Consider the following 16,108-nt stretch of genomic DNA (forward strand, 5'->3'; position numbering starts at 1 on the left):
TTGGAAGCTTCAAGCCGAAACGCTGAAGCTCACTTGAACCGGAAGAATTTTGACTAGCTGTATGCCGACGAGCTTGCCGCTTGAAGCTTACAGCTTGGAGCTTGAACCCAATGAGCCATCAATCTGAATTGATCAGCGAGGACATCCTCGCCTATCTGGGCCAGCACGAACGCAAGGAAATGCTGCGTTTCCTGACCTGTGGCAACGTCGACGACGGCAAGAGCACGTTGATCGGGCGTCTGCTGCACGATTCCAAGATGATCTACGAAGATCACCTGGAAGCCATCACCCGTGATTCGAAAAAATCCGGTACCACGGGCGACGAAGTCGATCTGGCGTTGCTGGTCGATGGCCTGCAGGCCGAGCGGGAGCAGGGCATCACCATCGATGTCGCGTACCGCTATTTTTCGACGTCCAAGCGCAAATTCATCATCGCCGACACCCCCGGCCATGAGCAGTACACCCGCAACATGGCCACCGGTGCGTCCACCTGTGACCTGGCGATCATTCTGGTCGACGCCCGCTACGGCGTGCAGACCCAGACCAAACGCCACAGCTACATCGCCTCGTTGCTGGGCATCAAGCACATCGTGGTCGCCATCAACAAGATGGACCTCAATGGCTTTGACGAGAACATCTTCGAGCAGATCAAGGCCGATTACCTGGCGTTCGCCGACCGCATTGCGCTGAAGCCGACCACCATGGAATTCGTGCCGATGTCGGCCCTCAAGGGCGACAACGTGGTCAACCGGAGCGAGCGTTCGCCTTGGTACACCGGCAAGTCGCTGATGGAGATTCTCGAAACCGTCGAGATCGCCAACGACCGCAATTTCACCGACCTGCGTTTTCCGGTGCAGTACGTCAACCGTCCGAACCTGAACTTCCGCGGTTTCGCCGGCACCCTGGCGAGCGGCATCGTGCACAAGGGCGACGAAGTTGTTGTGCTGCCTTCCGGCAAGAGCAGCCGTGTGAAATCCATCGTCACCTTCGAAGGTGAGCTGGAGCACGCGGGCCCGGGTCAGGCCGTGACGCTGACCATGGAAGACGAGATCGACATTTCCCGTGGCGACCTGTTGGTGCATGCCGACAACGTCCCGCAAGTGGCCGACGCGTTCGACGCCATGCTGGTGTGGATGGCCGAAGAGCCGATGCTTCCCGGCAAGAAATACGACATCAAACGCGCCACGTCCTACGTGCCGGGCTCCATTGCCAGCATCACCCATCGTGTTGACGTCAACACAATGGAAGAAGGCCCGGCCAGTTCGCTGCAGCTGAATGAAATCGGCCGCGTGAAAATCGCTCTGGACGCGCCGATTGCCCTCGACGGCTACGACAGCAACCGCACCACGGGCGCGTTCATCGTCATCGACCGTTTGACCAACGGCACCGTGGCGGCGGGCATGATCATCGCCAAGCCGGTGGCCGCGGGTAGCGGAAGCCATCACGGCGCGCTGGCCCACGTTTCTGTTGAAGAACGCGCTCAGCGTTTCGGCCAGAAACCGGCGACCGTGCTGTTCAGCGGTTTGTCGGGTGCGGGCAAGAGCACGCTGGCGTATGCCGTGGAGCGCAAGCTTTTCGACATGGGCCGTGGGGTGTTCGTGCTCGACGGCCAGAACCTGCGCCGCGACCTCAACAAAGGCTTGCCGCAGGATCGCGCTGGTCGCACCGAGAACTGGCGTCGTGCCGCCCACGTTGCGCGTCAGTTCAACGAGGCGGGCCTGTTGACCCTGGCGGCATTCGTCGCGCCGGACGCGGGCGGTCGGCAGAATGCCAAGGCCCTGATCGGCGATGATCGACTGATCACCGTGTACGTTCAAGCGTCGCCGCAAGTCTGCCGCGAGCGTGACCCTCAGGGGCTCTACGCCGCCGGCAAGGACAACATCCCGGGTGAATCCTTCCCGTATGACGTCCCGCTGGATGCCGACCTGGTCATCGACACGCAGTCGTTGAATGTCGAAGAAAGCGTTAAGCAAGTGCTGGATCTGCTGCGGACCCGTGGCGTGATCTAAACGCTTTTTGTCTTACAAGAAACCCGCCCGTGATGGCGGGTTTTTTGTTGTCCGGCCATTTGGACCACCATTTTGGATGAAAAAACCGGTTCGCCAGCAAGCCGGCTCGGATTTGGGCCGGTCGCAGATGGGGTGCCTGGCGCAATTGGAGTGTAGGAGCGCGCTTGCCCGCGAAGGCGTCGTGTCAGAAACATCCATGCCGACTGACACACCGTCTTCGTGGGCAAGCGCGCTCCTACATTGATCCGTCGTCGTATCGGGATGACATGGCTGGCGTGGAGCTCGTACATACCGGATTCCCATGAGCCGAACGCCCACAAAAAAGCCCGCCCCTGATCACCTCAGGGGCGGGCTTTTGGTGAAGCGTGAGCGCTTACTTCTTCAAGCCGTAATGTTCATCCAGCATGCCGGGGGAGTCACCCGATTTGGGCGCGTAGTCCTTCGGCGGTTCAGCGGCGGTGCGTGGTGGCGTCAGGCGATCGCGTGGCGGATGGAGCGCGTCCGGGTGCAGCGCGGCCAGCAGGCGTTGACGGGTGATGTCGTCGGTGGCCAGGCGATTGGCGCCTTCGGCCAGATGCTCCTGAACATCGTGGTAGCTTTGCGACAGCTTCTGCACCAGATTGGCCGTGCTGTTGAAGTGAGTGATCACCTCATTCTGATAAGTGTCGAAACGCTCCTGAACGTCATCCAGCTGGCGCTGAGTTCCGTTAGGCACGGCATTGGGCAGCGCGCGCGCCACGAAGAAACCGATGATCACACCAACCACCAGGGCGATGGTCGGCAGCAACCAAACTAAGAGCGAGTAATCCACGAGTCCTTCCTCTATAAACGGCTTTGCTTTACGTTAACGGCTCGAACCTGCGCTGTATAGCGGCGACGTGTCGCCAGCCTGCCAGCCACAGACAATCAGCTAGACGAGTCGACCCAATTGAAGGTCACGGAGTTCATTCTTGCTCATGCGTGAGACCCCTGTATTCATCTACGGCCCGGTGGGCCCACTCGAAGCGTTGTACCTCGATCTGGACGAGGCCAAAGGCATCGCGCTGATATGCCATCCTAACCCGGTTCAGGGCGGCACCATGCTCAATAAAGTGATCTCGACCCTGCAGCGCACCGCGCGCGATGCCGGTCTGATCACCCTGCGCTTCAATTATCGTGGCGTTGGCACCAGCGCTGGCAGCTCTGACATGGGCGAGGGCGAGGTCGACGACGCACAGGCAGCGGCGAGTTGGCTGCGCGACAAGCATCCCGACCTGCCCATGACCTTGTTCGGATTTTCCTTCGGCGGTTTCGTGGCGGCGACCCTGGGCGGGCGTCTTGAGGCTGAAGGCGAAACCCTGAAGCATCTGTTCATGATCGCACCCGCCGTCATGCGCATCGCCAGTGTGGATGCCCTGGCTCAGAAGGGCGCTTTGACGATCATTCAGCCCGACACTGACGAAGTCGTTGACCCACAACTCGTATACGACTGGTCTGACAAACTCCCGCGCCCCCATGAGCTGCTGAAAGTGGCAGAATGCGGGCACTTTTTTCACGGCAAGCTGACCGATCTCAAGGATCTGATCCTGCCGCGCCTTTCGAATTGATCGCAGCACCAAAATAAGCGACTAGCCATGACCACTCGTATCCTGACCGGTATCACCACCACCGGCACGCCGCACCTGGGCAACTACGCCGGCGCCATCCGCCCGGCTATCGTTGCCAGCCGCCAGAGCGACGCCGACTCATTCTACTTTCTGGCTGACTACCACGCGCTGATCAAATGCGATGACCCGCTGCGCATTCAGCGCTCGCGTCTGGAAATCGCTGCGACCTGGCTCGCGGCAGGGCTGGACGTCGAGCGCGTGACGTTCTATCGCCAGTCCGACATTCCGGAAATCCCCGAACTGACCTGGCTGCTCACCTGCGTGGCCGGCAAGGGTCTGCTCAATCGCGCCCACGCCTACAAGGCCTCGGTGGACAAGAATGTCGAAGCCGGCGAAGACCCGGACGCCGGTATCACCATGGGGCTGTTCAGCTATCCGGTGCTGATGGCCGCCGACATCCTGATGTTCAACGCCCATCAAGTGCCTGTCGGTCGCGATCAGATCCAGCACGTCGAAATGGCGCGCGACATCGGTCAGCGCTTCAATCACCTGTTCGGCAACGGCAAAGAGTTCTTCGTGATGCCGGAAGCGCTGATCGAAGAAAGCGTCGCGACCTTGCCTGGCCTGGACGGCCGCAAGATGTCGAAAAGCTACGACAACACAGTCCCGCTGTTCAGCAGCGCCAAGGACATGAAAGAGGCGATTTCGCGCATCGTTACTGACTCGCGCCTGCCGGGCGAAGCCAAGGATCCGGAAACGTCGCACCTGTTCACGCTGTACCAGGCATTCGCCAGCAAACAGCAAGGCGACGAGTTCCGCGCCGACCTGTTGCAGGGCTTGGGTTGGGGCGATGCCAAGCAGCGCCTGTTCCAGTTGCTGGACGCCGAGTTGGGCGAAGCACGCGAGAATTACCATCGGCTGATCGAGCGACCAGCCGATCTGGAAGACATCCTGCAAGCAGGCGCCGAGAAGGCCCGTCGTGTGGCCACGCCGTTTCTGGGCGAGCTGCGCGAAGCGGTCGGCCTGCGTTCATTCCGTACCGCCGCGCAAACCGTCACGGCGACCAAGAAGAAGACCAGCAAAGGCGCGCGCTTCGTCAGTTTCCGTGAAGACGACGGCAGCTTCCGCTTCCGGCTGCTGGCGGCCGACGGTGAGCAACTGCTGCTGTCGCGTAACTTCGCAGACGGGAAAGCGGCCGGTGCCGTGACCAAGCAACTGCAGCAGGGCGGTACGCTGGACATTCGGACCGAAGGCGATGCCTTCACCCTGTGGCTGAATGATGCCTGTGTCGCCGACAGCCCGGCGTTCGCCGATGCCGCCGCCCGTGACGCCGCGATCGAGAGCCTGAAACTGGCGCTCGCGCCACAACAGGATTAATTGCCATTCCAATGGGCCATCGCTACAGTGACGGCCCGTTTTTGCTCCCTTGCAAGCGACTATGACCCCTCTAGAACGATACCAAGCTGACCTCAAGCGTCCGGACTTTTTCCACGACGCCGCGCAAGAGAATGCGGTGCGCCATCTGCAGCGTCTTTACGACGATCTGGTCGCCGCCCATGACCGCAAGCCGGGATTGCTGGGCAAGCTGTTCGGCAAGAAAGAAGCCCCGATTGTGAAAGGGCTGTATTTCTGGGGCGGCGTGGGCCGGGGCAAGACCTATCTGGTCGACACCTTCTTCGAAGCGCTGCCGTTTGAAGACAAGACCCGCACGCACTTCCACCGCTTCATGAAGCGCGTCCACGAGGAGATGAAAAACCTCAAGGGTGAGAAGAACCCGCTGACGCTTATCGCCAAGCAGTTTTCCGAAGAAGCGCGGGTGATCTGTTTCGACGAATTCTTCGTATCGGACATTACCGACGCGATGATCCTCGGCACGCTGATGGAAGAGCTGTTCAAGAACGGCGTGACCCTGGTCGCGACCTCGAACATCGTCCCTGACGGTCTCTACAAGGACGGTCTGCAGCGTGCGCGCTTCCTGCCGGCGATTGCGCTGATCAAGCAGAACACCGAGATCGTCAACGTCGACAGTGGCGTCGACTATCGCCTGCGTCACCTGGAGCAAGCCGAGCTTTTCCACTTCCCGCTGAACGAAGCGGCGGAGGAGAGCTTGCGCAAGAGCTTCCGCGCGCTGACACCAGAGTGCACCAAGGCCATCGAAAACGATGTGCTGATGATCGAGAATCGGCAGATCAAGGCGATCCGAACGTGCGACGACGTGGCGTGGTTCGACTTCCGTGAACTGTGCGACGGCCCGCGTAGCCAGAACGACTACATCGAACTCGGCAAGATCTTCCATGCGGTGCTGCTCAGCGGTGTCGAGCAGATGACCGTGACCACCGACGACATCGCGCGTCGGTTCATCAACATGGTCGACGAGTTCTACGACCGCAACGTCAAGTTGATCATCTCGGCGGAAGTCGAATTGAAAGACCTGTACACCGGCGGCCGTCTGAACTTCGAATTCCAGCGCACGCTCAGCCGGTTGCTTGAAATGCAGTCCCACGAATTCCTGTCGCGGGCGCATAAGCCCTAGCCAGCAGCTGCAAGCTTCGAGCGACAAGCTGCAAGAGGTCATGTGGACGACTTGCAGCTTGAAACTTGCCGCTTGAAGCTGCTTTCAGGCTGCCTGCTGAAACTGCTGCCGGTACTGGTTCGGTGAGAGGTCGGTGTGTTGACGGAACAGCCGCGCGAAGAAGCTGGCGTCGTCGTAGCCCACTTCGTAGCTGATGGTCTTGATGCTCTTGCGTGAGCCTGACAGCAAGCCCTTTGCGGTTTCGATGCGCAGGCGTTGCAGGTAATGCAGCGGCTTGTCGCCCGTTGCGGTCTGGAAGCGGCGCATGAAGTTGCGGATGCTCATGCCGTGCTCGCGGGCCACATCCTCGAAACGGAATTTGTCGGCGAAGTGCTCTTCGAGCCAGTGTTGAATCTGCAGGATAATCACGTCCTGATGCAGCTTCTGCCCGCCAAAACCAATCCGTCCCGGTGCGTAGCTGCGCTGCACTTCATAGAGAATGTCGCGGGCGACGGTCTGCGCGACATGGGCGCCGCAGAAGCGCTCGATCAGGTAAATATAAAGATCACACGCTGAGATCGTGCCGCCTGCGCAGTACAAGTTATCGGCGTCGGTGAGGTGCTTTTCCTGATTCAGCAGCACCTTCGGAAAACGTTCGGCGAACTCGTTGAAGAAGCGCCAGTAAGTGGTCGCCTCCTTGCCATCGAGCAGCCCCGCATCGCCGAGCCAGAACACGCCGCTGGCTTCGCCGCAGAGCACGGCGCCGCGCGCATGTTGCTCACGCAGCCACGGCAGGATTTGCGGATAGCGCTCACGCAGGGTGTCGAAGTCTTCGACAAAGGCGGGAAGGATGATGATGTCGCTGTGCTCAAGCACACCGTCTACAGGGATCACGACGTCGCTGAAACTGCGGACTTCCTTGCCGTCCGGGCTGACCAGTCGGGTCTCGAAAGCTGGCTTGAAGCCCTGTCCCAACTGCTTGCCGTAACGCAGGCTGGCCAGGTGAAAGAAGTCTTTGGCTTGCATGAGCGTGGAGGCAAAAATGCCATCGATCGCAAGGATGCTGACACGCCGCAACGGCGCGTTTGGTCGGATAGACATAGTCTTTTGTTCTTATATGGGAAAGTGGTCAAGCAACGGCGTGATCGTCTTATTTTTTGTCGGATGTGTCCAGTGTCGCCGTCATCCCGCTGGGCCTACGCTCTGCTGAGGTTTTGTCCGACAATCCTCCGCATCAGGTGCACCCATGCTCGCTAGAACACTCTTCAGCTCAGAGCACGAACTTTTCCGCAACAGCGTCCGTAGGTTCTTCGAACAGCATGCGGCGCCCTTTCATGCCCAGTGGGAAAAGCAGGGCCACATCGACCGTACGCTGTGGAACCGGGCGGGGGAGCAGGGCATGTTGTGTTCGCACCTGCCCGAAGAATATGGCGGCATGGGGGCGGATTTTCTCTACACCACGGTGGTGATCGAGGAAATCTCCCGCCTCGGTCTGACCGGCATCGGCTTTTCCCTGCATTCGGACATCGTCGCGCCGTACATCCTGCATTACGGGAGCGAGGCGCTGAAGCTCAAGTATTTGCCCAAACTGGTCTCGGGGGAGCTGGTCACCGCCATCGCGATGACCGAGCCGGGCGCGGGTTCTGACCTGCAAGGGGTCAAGACCACCGCAGTGCTGGATGGCGACGAGTACGTCATCAATGGTTCGAAGACCTTCATCACCAACGGTTTTCTCGCTGATCTGGTGATCGTCGTCGCGAAGACCGACCCCAAGGCGGGCGCCAAGGGCACCAGTCTGTTTGTCGTGGAAGCGGGCACGCCCGGTTTTGCGAAGGGCAAGCGACTGGAGAAGGTCGGCATGAAGGCGCAGGACACGTCGGAATTGTTCTTCCAGGACGTGAGAGTGCCCAGGGAGAACCTATTGGGTCAGGCCGGGATGGGTTTTGCGTATTTGATGCAGGAGCTCCCGCAGGAGCGTCTGACGGTCGCCATCAGCGCCATTGCCTCCGCCGAAGCCGCCTTGCAGTGGACACTCGACTACACGCGGGATCGCAAGGCGTTTGGCAAGGCGATCATCGACTTCCAGAACACCCGCTTCAAACTGGCCGAAATCGCCACCGAAGTTCAGATTGGTCGTACGTTTATTGATCGATGCCTGGAGTTGCATCTTGAAGGGAAGCTTGATGTGCCAACGGCGGCCATGGCGAAATACTGGTCCACCGACCTGCAATGCAGGGTTCTGGACGAATGCGTGCAGCTGCATGGCGGCTACGGCTTCATGTGGGAATACCCGATCGCCCGGGCGTGGGCCGATGCGCGGGTGCAGCGGATTTATGCGGGGACCAATGAAATCATGAAAGAGATCATTGCCCGGTCGCTGTGAAGCTCGACACAGGCCTGTAGGAGCGCGCTTGCCCGCGAAATGGCGGTAGGTCAGTCAAACCGTCGGTGACTGATCAAACGCTATTCGCGGGCAAGCGCGCTCCTACAATTAATCACCCATCAAGGCGCAGGATTCGGCTGATCCTTGTGAATCGCCTCGATACCCGCCAGCACTTCATCCGACAGCACCAGTTCCGCGCTCGCCAGGTTGCTTTCCAGCTGTTCCAGCGTGGTGGCACCGATGATGTTGCTGGTGACGAAGCTGCGCCCGGTCACAAACGCCAGGGCCATTTGCGCCGGATCAAGACCGTGCTCGCGAGCCAGCGCAACGTAGCGCGCGCAGGCCGCTTCCGATTGCGGATTGAAGTAGCGCGTGAAGCGGCTGTACAGGCTCAAACGGCCCGTGGCAGGCCGGGCGCCGTCGGCGTATTTGCCGGACAACATGCCGAACGCCATGGGCGAGTAGGCCAGCAGGCCGCATTGCTCGCGAATCGCCACTTCCGCCAGACCCACCTCGAAGCTGCGGTTGAGCAGGTTGTAGGGGTTCTGGATGGACACGGGGCGCGTCAGGCCATGGGCGTCTGACTCAGCGAGAAACTTCATGGTGCCCCACGGCGTTTCGTTGGACAGACCCACGTGGCGGATCTTGCCGGCCTTGACCTGCTCGTCCAGCGCTTCGAGCACTTCCAGCAACGGGGTGAACTGCTCCTCGCTGTGGTTGTAACCGAGTTTGCCGAAGAAGTTGGTGCTGCGCTCAGGCCAATGCAGCTGGTACAGATCGAGGTAATCGGTCTGCAGGCGTTTGAGGCTGGCATCCAGCGCCGCGACGATGTGATCGCGGTTGAATTTCAACTGACCGTCACGGATGTAATCGATGCCGTTGCCGGGACCGGCGATCTTGCTGGCGAGGATCCAGTCGGCACGGTCGCCGCTCTGCTTGAACCAGTTGCCGAGGATGGTCTCGGTGCTGGCGTAGGTTTCTTTCTTCGGCGGGACCGGATACATCTCGGCGGTGTCGATGAAATTGATGCCGGCGGCCCTGGCACGTTCGATCTGCGCGAAGGCCTCGGACTGGCTGTTCTGCTCGCCCCAGGTCATGGTGCCGAGGCAGATTGCGCTGACATTGAGGTCGGTTCTGCCCAGTTGGCGGTAGTCCATTTGGCTCTCCTGTTTAAAAGAGCCATAAAAGCAGGTTGAAATTTTTTTCGCAATCTGCATAATTCCGCTCCTCTTTGTCGCTGGAGTGATGCCCCGCGCCAAAAGAAACCGCTGCGATCGAACGCGCTGACCCGAGCCCCCTATAGCGTTCGTGCCCGGCGGCCTTTGACTTGTCAAAGACCGTACTAATGAGTATGCTCCGCCGTCTATTTTTCAGGGCGGCCTTTGAGGCTATAAAGAATGAAAACTTTTACCGCTAAACCGGAAACAGTAAAGCGCGACTGGTTCGTCGTCGACGCTGCTGGTCAGACCCTGGGTCGTCTGGCCACTGAAATCGCGAGCCGTCTGCGTGGCAAGCACAAGCCGGAATACACGCCGCACGTTGACACTGGCGACTACATCGTCGTGATCAATGCCGAGCAGATCCGTGTGACCGGTGCCAAGACCACCGACAAGATCTACTACTCTCACTCCGGTTTCCCGGGCGGGATCAAGTCGATCAACTTTGAAAAGCTGATCGCCAAAGCTCCTGAGCGCGTGATCGAGACCGCGGTCAAAGGCATGCTGCCTAAGAACCCGCTGGGTCGCGACATGTATCGTAAGCTGAAAGTCTATGCGGGCGCTGCACACCCTCATACTGCTCAGCAGCCCCAAGAACTGAAGTTTTAACGGAATAGTTCATTATGTCGGCGACTCAAAATTACGGCACTGGCCGTCGCAAGACCGCAACCGCTCGCGTTTTCCTGCGTCCGGGTACCGGTAACATCTCCATCAACAACCGTTCCCTGGACTCGTTCTTCGGTCGCGAAACTGCCCGCATGGTAGTTCGTCAGCCGCTGGAACTGACTCAGACTGTCGAGAAATTCGACATCTACGTCACTGTCATCGGCGGTGGTGTGAGTGGTCAAGCTGGCGCAATCCGCCACGGTATCACCCGCGCTCTGATGCAGTACGACGAAACCCTGCGCGGCGCTCTGCGCAAAGCAGGCTTCGTAACTCGCGATGCTCGCGAAGTTGAACGTAAGAAAGTCGGTCTGCGTAAAGCGCGTAAGCGTCCGCAGTACTCGAAGCGTTAATTCGCTTCCGTTCAAAAAGAACGCTCAGTTTCTATACGAAGCTGGGCGTTTTTTTATGGCTGTCTTTTATTGATTTCGAGGGCCTGGCCAAGGAGATCTCGGATGCTGACGGGAGAGGGCGCAATGGGCAATGACGGCGTTAATACGGGCCGGCGTCGTTTTCTTGTGACGGCCACGTCTGTGGTAGGCGCAGCTGGAGCGGTCGGCGCCGCAGTGCCGTTTGTGGGCTCATGGTTTCCGAGCGCCAAGGCCAGGGCGGCGGGAGCGCCTGTGAAAGTCAATATCAGCAAGATCGAGCCCGGCCAGCAGATGATCGCTGAATGGCGCGGTCAGCCGGTGTTCATTGTCCGTCGCACGCCCGCGATCCTTTCCAGTCTGGGCGAGCTTACCGGCCAGCTCTCCGATCCCGAATCAAAGGATTCTGCTCAGCCTTCTTACGTGGATCCCGTGGTCCGTTCCATTCGACCTGAAATCCTGCTGTTGGTCGGCATCTGTACCCATCTCGGCTGCTCGCCTACGTTTCGCCCCGAAGTCGCCCCCGCCGACTTGGGCAAGGATTGGGTCGGCGGTTATTTCTGCCCCTGCCACGGCTCCAGGTACGACCTGGCCGGACGTGTCTATAAGTCTCAGCCCGCACCGCTGAATCTGCCCGTGCCGCCGCATTCTTACGAGTCGGACTCAGTCATCGTCATTGGCGTCGATCAGGAGAAAGGGTGATGAGCAAGTTCATGGGCTGGATCAATGCACGCCTTCCCGCGACTTCACTGTGGGAAAATCATCTCAGCAAGTACCACGCGCCCAAGAACCTTAATTTCTTCTATATTTTCGGTGCGCTGGCGCTGCTGGTGCTGGTCAACCAGATCCTCACGGGCATCTGGCTGACGATGAGTTACACGCCCACGGCTGAGGGAGCCTTTGCCTCGGTCGAGTCCATCATGCGTGACGTCGAATACGGCTCGATCCTGCGGCTGTTGCATTCGACCGGCGCGTCGGCGTTCTTTATCGTCATCTACCTGCACATGTTTCGCGGGCTGCTGTACGGCTCGTATCAGAAGCCGCGCGAGCTGGTGTGGATCTTCGGCATGCTGATTTATCTGGCGCTTATGGCGGAGGCGTTCACGGGCTACCTGCTGCCCTGGGGGCAGATGTCGTACTGGGGCGCTCAGGTGATCATTTCGCTGTTCGGCGCCATTCCCGTTATCGGCGACGACCTCGCGCAGTGGATTCGCGGCGATTACCTGATCTCGGGCATCACCCTCAATCGCTTCTTCGCGCTGCACGTGGTCGCCTTGCCAATCGTGATCGTCGGGCTTGTGGTGCTGCATATTCTGGCGCTGCATGAAGTGGGCTCGAACAACCCCGACGGCGTCGACATCAATAAGTACAAGGATGAAAACGGCAAACCCCTGGACGGTATTCCTTTTCACCCGTACTACACGGTCAAGGATCTGCTCGGCGTCGTGGTGTTTCTGTTCATCTTCTGTTCGGTGGTGTTTTTCTTCCCGGAGATGGGCGGCTACTTCCTCGAGAAACCCAACTTCGAGCAGGCCAACGCCCTCAAGACCCCTGAGCACATTGCGCCGGTCTGGTACTTCACGCCGTTCTACGCGATCTTGCGCGCCATCCCGGACAAACTTCTCGGCGTCATGGCCATGGGCGCAGCCATCGCCGTACTGTTCGTGCTGCCGTGGCTTGACCGCAGCCCGGTCAAATCGATGCGCTACAAGGGCTGGCTGAGCCGTCTGGGGTTGTTGCTGTTTTGCGTGTCCTTCGTGACGCTCGGGGTGTTGGGCGTACTGCCGCCGAGCTCCGATCGTGCATTGCTGTCGCAGGTCTGCACCTTCACGTATTTCGCCTACTTCATCTTGATGCCGTTCTACACCCGAATGGAGCGGACGAAGCCGGTGCCGGACAGGGTGACGAGCTGATGAAAATGCTGCTCGCTGTCTTGCTCATTGCCCTGTTGCCGGCCTTGTCGTTCGCCGATGAGCACGGCGCGGACCTGCAAAGCGTCGACATCGATGTCTCGGACAAGGCGGCTCTGCAGGATGGCGCCCGGACATTCGTCGATTACTGCATGGGTTGCCACAGCGCCAAGTTCCAGCGCTACGAGCGCGTTGCTGACGATCTCGGTATCTCCCACGAGCTGATGCTGGAGAAGCTGGCGCCTGCCGGGGCGAAGATCGGCGATCACATGACCATCGGCATGCAGCCAGCGGATGCGAAAACCTGGTTCGGCGCCGCGCCGCCCGATCTGACTCTCGTCGCGCGCGTTCGCGGGACTGACTGGCTCTATGGCTACCTGCGTTCGTTCTATGAGGACCCGGCACGGCCTTGGGGCGTGAACAATAAGGTTTCCCCCAACGTGGGCATGCCTAACGTGCTGGAAGGCCTTCAGGGGCGTCAGAGGCTCGGCTGCCAGCAGATTCAGCGTGTCGAAGACGGCAAAAAACAGTTCGATCCGCTGACTGGCTCCCCGGTGACCCATCAGACGTGCGATCGACTGATCGTCATGCCCAACACCGGCACGCTGACCGAAGAACAGTTCAACCAGAAGGTGAAGAGCCTCGTCACCTTCCTCGCTTATTCGGCAAACCCGGACAAACTGCAGCACCAGCGTATCGGCGCCTACGTGCTGCTTTACCTCGCCGTGCTGTTCATCCTGGCCTACCTGCTCAAGCGCGAATTCTGGAAAGACATCCGCTGAGCGGACGTCTGATTCGCGTGTCTTGGCCACCTGCCGCTGCGCTGTTTCAGGTAGTGAGGGGAGAGCAGGTATAGTGGCGGGCTGAAGATTGCAGAATCTACCTTGAGTAAATGAGCTATCTTGTCGCCCGCGTTGAACACCCGATCATCGTGGACGTCGCCGAAAGCGCCCTCGCGGCGCATCCGTATTTCTGCTTTTTGAATATCTACAAGCGAGGAGGACCGCCATGGGCGTGACCAATCGGTTGGCCTGTTACTCCGACCCCGCCGACCACTATTCCCATCGCGTGCGCATTGTGCTCGCCGAGAAAGGTGTCAGCGCCGAGATCATTGAAGTTGTCGCGGGCCGTCACCCGCCCAAATTGATCGAGGTGAATCCGTACGGCAGCGTGCCAACCCTGGTCGATCGTGACCTGGCGTTGTACGAGTCGACGGTGGTAATGGAATACCTGGACGAACGTTATCCCCATCCGCCGCTGCTCCCGGTCTATCCGGTGGCGCGTGCCAACAGCCGCTTGCTGATCCACCGGATTCAGCGCGACTGGTGCGGTCTGGTGGACCTGATTCTGGACCCGCGCAGCAAAGAAGCCGCACGTGTTCAGGCGCGCAAGGAGCTGCGCGAAAGTCTGACCGGCGTGTCGCCGTTGTTCGCGGATAAGCCTTTTTTCCTGAGCGACGAGCAAAGTCTGGTCGACTGCTGTCTATTGCCCATACTCTGGCGCCTGCCGATTCTGGGTATCGAATTGCCGCGGCCCGCCAAGCCGCTGCTTGATTATATGGAGCGCCAATTTGCGCGTGAGGCATTTCAGGCAAGTCTGTCTGGTGTCGAACGCGATATGCGCTAAGGCCTTAGGAGCCGTTAGATGAACTCCAGTCGCCCTTATCTGATCCGCGCTTTGTATGAGTGGATCGTGGATAACGATTGCACACCGCACGTACTCGTCAATGCCGAGTACCCGGCGGTGCAAGTCCCGCAAGGCTTTGCCAATGACGGGCAGATCGTTCTGAACATTTCACCGAGCGCCATTCGCCATCTGCACATGGACAACGACGCGGTGAGTTTCGAAGGCCGCTTCGGTGGCGTTCCCCACAGCCTGTACGTGCCGATTGCCGCAATCATGGGCATTTATGCCCGCGAGAACGGGCAGGGCATGGTCTTCGACCTGGAGCCCGCTGTGGACGAAGACGAAGGTCTGGACGTCGAAGACGACATGCCGCCACCGAACGACGAGCCACCACGCCCTACGGGCCGGCCGAGTCTGAAAGTGGTCAAGTAAGTCGTTTCTGCGGTAATAAAAAAGGCGATCCCGAGGGATCGCCTTTTTTGTGTGCGCCGTTTGGCTCTTGCCACACCGTCAGTCGATGTACTCAAACAGCTTCACGATCTTCTGCACGCCGCCGACGCCTTGCACCAGGTTGGTGGCGCGGGTGGCTTCTGCCTGGGTCAGCAGGCCCAGCAGGTAGACGATGCCGTTTTCAGTCACGACCTTGATGCGCGAGCCCGGGATGGCGCTGTCGGTGAGCATCTCGGTTTTGATCTTGCTCGTCAGCCAGGCGTCATTGCTGCGCGCCAGCATCGAGGACGGACCGGTGACCTGCAGCTCGTTGTTGACCTTCTTGACCTTCTGCACCTGGCTGGCGGTTTGCTCCGCCAGTTGCTTGAGGTCGGCGCGTGGGGTCTGGCCTGCCAGCAGGACGATGCCGTTGAAGCTGGTCACGACGATGTGCGAGGCGTTGTCCAGATCAGGGCTGGCCTTGGCGATGTTGACCGAGACCTTGGTCTCGATCAGTGAGTCGTCGATCTTGCTGCCGAAGGTGCGTGTACCGCGATCATCATCGATCGGCGCTTCGCGGCTGGCGTTGATCACCGAGCTGCATCCGCTGATGCCCAGGCAGAGCGTCAGGGCCAGCAGGCTAAGACGTTTGGATATCATTCTTCACTCCCGAACAGTTGGCTGTCGATCAAGTCGCAAAGGCAGTGGATCGCCAGCAGGTGGACTTCCTGAATACGTGCGGTGACTTTTGCCGGGACGCGGATTTCGACGTCCTCCGGCAACAGCAACGACGCAACGTCGCCGCCATCGCGACCGGTCAAGGCTACGACAATCATTTCACGATCATGTGCGGCCTGGATGGCCTGAATAATGTTCGCCGAATTGCCGCTGGTGGAAATCGCCAGCAGCACATCGCCCGGTTGACCCAGCGCACGAATCTGTTTGGAGAAAATTTCGTTGTAGCTGTAGTCGTTGGCGATGGAGGTGATGGTGGAGGTGTCGGTGGTCAGTGCGATGGCGGGCAAGCTCGGTCGCTCGCGTTCGAACCGGTTGAGCAGCTCCGAGGAAAAGTGCTGGGCATCGCCAGCCGAACCGCCATTACCGCAGGCGAGCATCTTGCCCTCGTTGAGCAGGGCGTTGACCATCACTTGGCTGGCTTGCTCGATGTGGGGTGCAACAACATCCATCGCCTGTTGCTTGGTGTCGATGCTGGCCTGAAAAAGCTGGCGAATTCGGGATTGCATGTCCATCTATGAAAACCTTAATAGGGGCGGCTGGTCGGGGCGGCGTCCGATAAGTCATCGGCGTCCCGGCACAAAACTGTGCAGCCCGCAAAGCAAAGAGCAAAAGAGCCAGTGTGGTTCGTTGGTTGGTAAGGGATAAAGCGCGACAGCAGAAGCTTCCC

Annotated in this window: 17 protein-coding genes; 12 read left to right on the forward strand and 5 right to left on the reverse strand. The window is 59.5% G+C overall.

The window, feature by feature from the left end; all coding sequences use genetic code 11:
- Positions 1–110: 110 nt before the first annotated feature.
- Positions 111–2,009, forward strand: a complete 1,899-nt coding sequence (gene cysN / locus OKW98_RS06590; RefSeq protein ID WP_265388453.1) for a sulfate adenylyltransferase subunit CysN — start codon at positions 111–113, stop codon at positions 2,007–2,009.
- A gap of 373 nt (positions 2,010–2,382) precedes the next feature.
- Here the strand turns inward: cysN and OKW98_RS06595 are convergent, their stop codons facing one another.
- Positions 2,383–2,820: a YhcB family protein gene (locus tag OKW98_RS06595; protein ID WP_265388454.1), complete on the reverse strand. Its 438-nt coding sequence runs from the start codon at positions 2,818–2,820 to the stop codon at positions 2,383–2,385.
- 145 nt (positions 2,821–2,965) lie between these two features.
- Between OKW98_RS06595 and OKW98_RS06600 the strand changes: the two genes are divergently transcribed.
- The 3 genes from OKW98_RS06600 to zapE all read left to right on the forward strand — a co-directional run bounded on the left by OKW98_RS06600 (position 2,966) and on the right by zapE (position 6,128).
- Positions 2,966–3,595 carry an alpha/beta hydrolase gene (locus OKW98_RS06600; RefSeq protein WP_265388455.1) on the forward strand — a complete coding sequence of 210 codons (630 nt, stop codon included), beginning with the start codon at positions 2,966–2,968 and terminating at the stop codon, positions 3,593–3,595.
- Between the two features lie 27 nt (positions 3,596–3,622).
- Positions 3,623–4,972: a tryptophan--tRNA ligase gene (locus OKW98_RS06605; RefSeq protein ID WP_265388456.1), complete on the forward strand. Its 1,350-nt coding sequence runs from the start codon at positions 3,623–3,625 to the stop codon at positions 4,970–4,972.
- 61 nt (positions 4,973–5,033) lie between these two features.
- A complete protein-coding gene (gene zapE, locus OKW98_RS06610; RefSeq protein WP_265388457.1) occupies positions 5,034–6,128 on the forward strand; it encodes a cell division protein ZapE in 1,095 nt (364 codons plus the stop codon).
- A gap of 84 nt (positions 6,129–6,212) precedes the next feature.
- Here zapE and OKW98_RS06615 read toward each other — a convergent pair whose 3' ends face one another.
- Entirely contained in the window at positions 6,213–7,109 is an 897-nt protein-coding gene (locus tag OKW98_RS06615) for a GlxA family transcriptional regulator (protein WP_265389664.1), read from the reverse strand.
- Positions 7,110–7,353: 244 nt separating this feature from the next.
- On the opposite strand from OKW98_RS06615, the gene OKW98_RS06620 reads away from it, so the two are divergent.
- Positions 7,354–8,490 (forward strand): acyl-CoA dehydrogenase family protein, encoded by a 1,137-nt coding sequence (locus OKW98_RS06620; RefSeq protein ID WP_265388458.1) that lies wholly within the window; start codon positions 7,354–7,356, stop codon positions 8,488–8,490.
- A gap of 119 nt (positions 8,491–8,609) precedes the next feature.
- On the opposite strand, the gene OKW98_RS06625 is transcribed toward OKW98_RS06620, so the two are convergent.
- Entirely contained in the window at positions 8,610–9,647 is a 1,038-nt protein-coding gene (locus OKW98_RS06625; RefSeq protein WP_265388459.1) for an NADP(H)-dependent aldo-keto reductase, read from the reverse strand.
- A 240-nt stretch (positions 9,648–9,887) separates the two neighbouring features.
- On the opposite strand from OKW98_RS06625, the gene rplM reads away from it, so the two are divergent.
- The 7 genes from rplM to OKW98_RS06660 all read left to right on the forward strand — a co-directional run bounded on the left by rplM (position 9,888) and on the right by OKW98_RS06660 (position 14,706).
- Positions 9,888–10,316: a 50S ribosomal protein L13 gene (gene rplM / locus OKW98_RS06630; RefSeq protein WP_019693576.1), complete on the forward strand. Its 429-nt coding sequence runs from the start codon at positions 9,888–9,890 to the stop codon at positions 10,314–10,316.
- A 14-nt stretch (positions 10,317–10,330) separates the two neighbouring features.
- Complete coding sequence (gene rpsI / locus OKW98_RS06635; RefSeq protein WP_065992123.1) at positions 10,331–10,723, forward strand: 30S ribosomal protein S9; 393 nt, start codon at positions 10,331–10,333, stop codon at positions 10,721–10,723.
- Between the two features lie 123 nt (positions 10,724–10,846).
- On the forward strand, positions 10,847–11,440 hold the full coding sequence (gene petA / locus OKW98_RS06640) for a ubiquinol-cytochrome c reductase iron-sulfur subunit (RefSeq protein ID WP_265388460.1): 594 nt from the start codon (positions 10,847–10,849) through the stop codon (positions 11,438–11,440).
- Positions 11,440–12,651 (forward strand): cytochrome b, encoded by a 1,212-nt coding sequence (locus OKW98_RS06645; protein WP_265388461.1) that lies wholly within the window; start codon positions 11,440–11,442, stop codon positions 12,649–12,651. Before petA ends, OKW98_RS06645 begins: the two co-directional genes overlap by 1 nt.
- Positions 12,651–13,430: a cytochrome c1 gene (locus OKW98_RS06650; RefSeq protein WP_265388462.1), complete on the forward strand. Its 780-nt coding sequence runs from the start codon at positions 12,651–12,653 to the stop codon at positions 13,428–13,430. Before OKW98_RS06645 ends, OKW98_RS06650 begins: the two co-directional genes overlap by 1 nt.
- Positions 13,431–13,656: 226 nt before the next feature.
- Positions 13,657–14,274 (forward strand): glutathione S-transferase N-terminal domain-containing protein, encoded by a 618-nt coding sequence (locus OKW98_RS06655; protein ID WP_074884434.1) that lies wholly within the window; start codon positions 13,657–13,659, stop codon positions 14,272–14,274.
- A gap of 18 nt (positions 14,275–14,292) precedes the next feature.
- Positions 14,293–14,706, forward strand: coding sequence for a ClpXP protease specificity-enhancing factor (locus tag OKW98_RS06660; RefSeq protein ID WP_265388463.1), 414 nt, complete (start codon positions 14,293–14,295; stop codon positions 14,704–14,706).
- Between the two features lie 78 nt (positions 14,707–14,784).
- Here the strand turns inward: OKW98_RS06660 and OKW98_RS06665 are convergent, their stop codons facing one another.
- Both OKW98_RS06665 and OKW98_RS06670 read right to left on the reverse strand, forming a co-directional pair.
- Positions 14,785–15,363, reverse strand: a complete 579-nt coding sequence (locus OKW98_RS06665; RefSeq protein ID WP_265388464.1) for a BON domain-containing protein — start codon at positions 15,361–15,363, stop codon at positions 14,785–14,787.
- Positions 15,360–15,953, reverse strand: a complete 594-nt coding sequence (locus tag OKW98_RS06670; RefSeq protein WP_065992135.1) for a phosphoheptose isomerase — start codon at positions 15,951–15,953, stop codon at positions 15,360–15,362. Before OKW98_RS06670 ends, OKW98_RS06665 begins: the two co-directional genes overlap by 4 nt.
- Between the last annotated feature and the right edge of the window lie 155 nt (positions 15,954–16,108).

It is taken from the genome of Pseudomonas sp. KU26590, from assembly GCF_026153515.1.
Classification (GTDB): Bacteria; Pseudomonadota; Gammaproteobacteria; order Pseudomonadales; family Pseudomonadaceae; genus Aquipseudomonas.

What these genes read in the sequence shown, in the direction of transcription:
- OKW98_RS06660 (WP_265388463.1), top strand. Translation starts at nt 14,293, where the DNA reads ATGAACTCCAGTCGCCCTTATCTGATCCGCGCTTTGTATGAGTGGATC.
- OKW98_RS06605 (WP_265388456.1), top strand. Translation starts at nt 3,623, where the DNA reads ATGACCACTCGTATCCTGACCGGTATCACCACCACCGGCACGCCGCAC.
- petA (WP_265388460.1), top strand. Translation starts at nt 10,847, where the DNA reads ATGGGCAATGACGGCGTTAATACGGGCCGGCGTCGTTTTCTTGTGACG.
- OKW98_RS06650 (WP_265388462.1), top strand. Translation starts at nt 12,651, where the DNA reads ATGAAAATGCTGCTCGCTGTCTTGCTCATTGCCCTGTTGCCGGCCTTG.
- OKW98_RS06665 (WP_265388464.1), bottom strand. Translation starts at nt 15,363, where the DNA reads ATGATATCCAAACGTCTTAGCCTGCTGGCCCTGACGCTCTGCCTGGGC.
- cysN (WP_265388453.1), top strand. Translation starts at nt 111, where the DNA reads ATGAGCCATCAATCTGAATTGATCAGCGAGGACATCCTCGCCTATCTG.
- OKW98_RS06620 (WP_265388458.1), top strand. Translation starts at nt 7,354, where the DNA reads ATGCTCGCTAGAACACTCTTCAGCTCAGAGCACGAACTTTTCCGCAAC.
- zapE (WP_265388457.1), top strand. Translation starts at nt 5,034, where the DNA reads ATGACCCCTCTAGAACGATACCAAGCTGACCTCAAGCGTCCGGACTTT.
- OKW98_RS06670 (WP_065992135.1), bottom strand. Translation starts at nt 15,953, where the DNA reads ATGGACATGCAATCCCGAATTCGCCAGCTTTTTCAGGCCAGCATCGAC.
- OKW98_RS06655 (WP_074884434.1), top strand. Translation starts at nt 13,657, where the DNA reads ATGGGCGTGACCAATCGGTTGGCCTGTTACTCCGACCCCGCCGACCAC.
- OKW98_RS06645 (WP_265388461.1), top strand. Translation starts at nt 11,440, where the DNA reads ATGAGCAAGTTCATGGGCTGGATCAATGCACGCCTTCCCGCGACTTCA.
- rplM (WP_019693576.1), top strand. Translation starts at nt 9,888, where the DNA reads ATGAAAACTTTTACCGCTAAACCGGAAACAGTAAAGCGCGACTGGTTC.
- rpsI (WP_065992123.1), top strand. Translation starts at nt 10,331, where the DNA reads ATGTCGGCGACTCAAAATTACGGCACTGGCCGTCGCAAGACCGCAACC.
- OKW98_RS06625 (WP_265388459.1), bottom strand. Translation starts at nt 9,647, where the DNA reads ATGGACTACCGCCAACTGGGCAGAACCGACCTCAATGTCAGCGCAATC.
- OKW98_RS06600 (WP_265388455.1), top strand. Translation starts at nt 2,966, where the DNA reads ATGCGTGAGACCCCTGTATTCATCTACGGCCCGGTGGGCCCACTCGAA.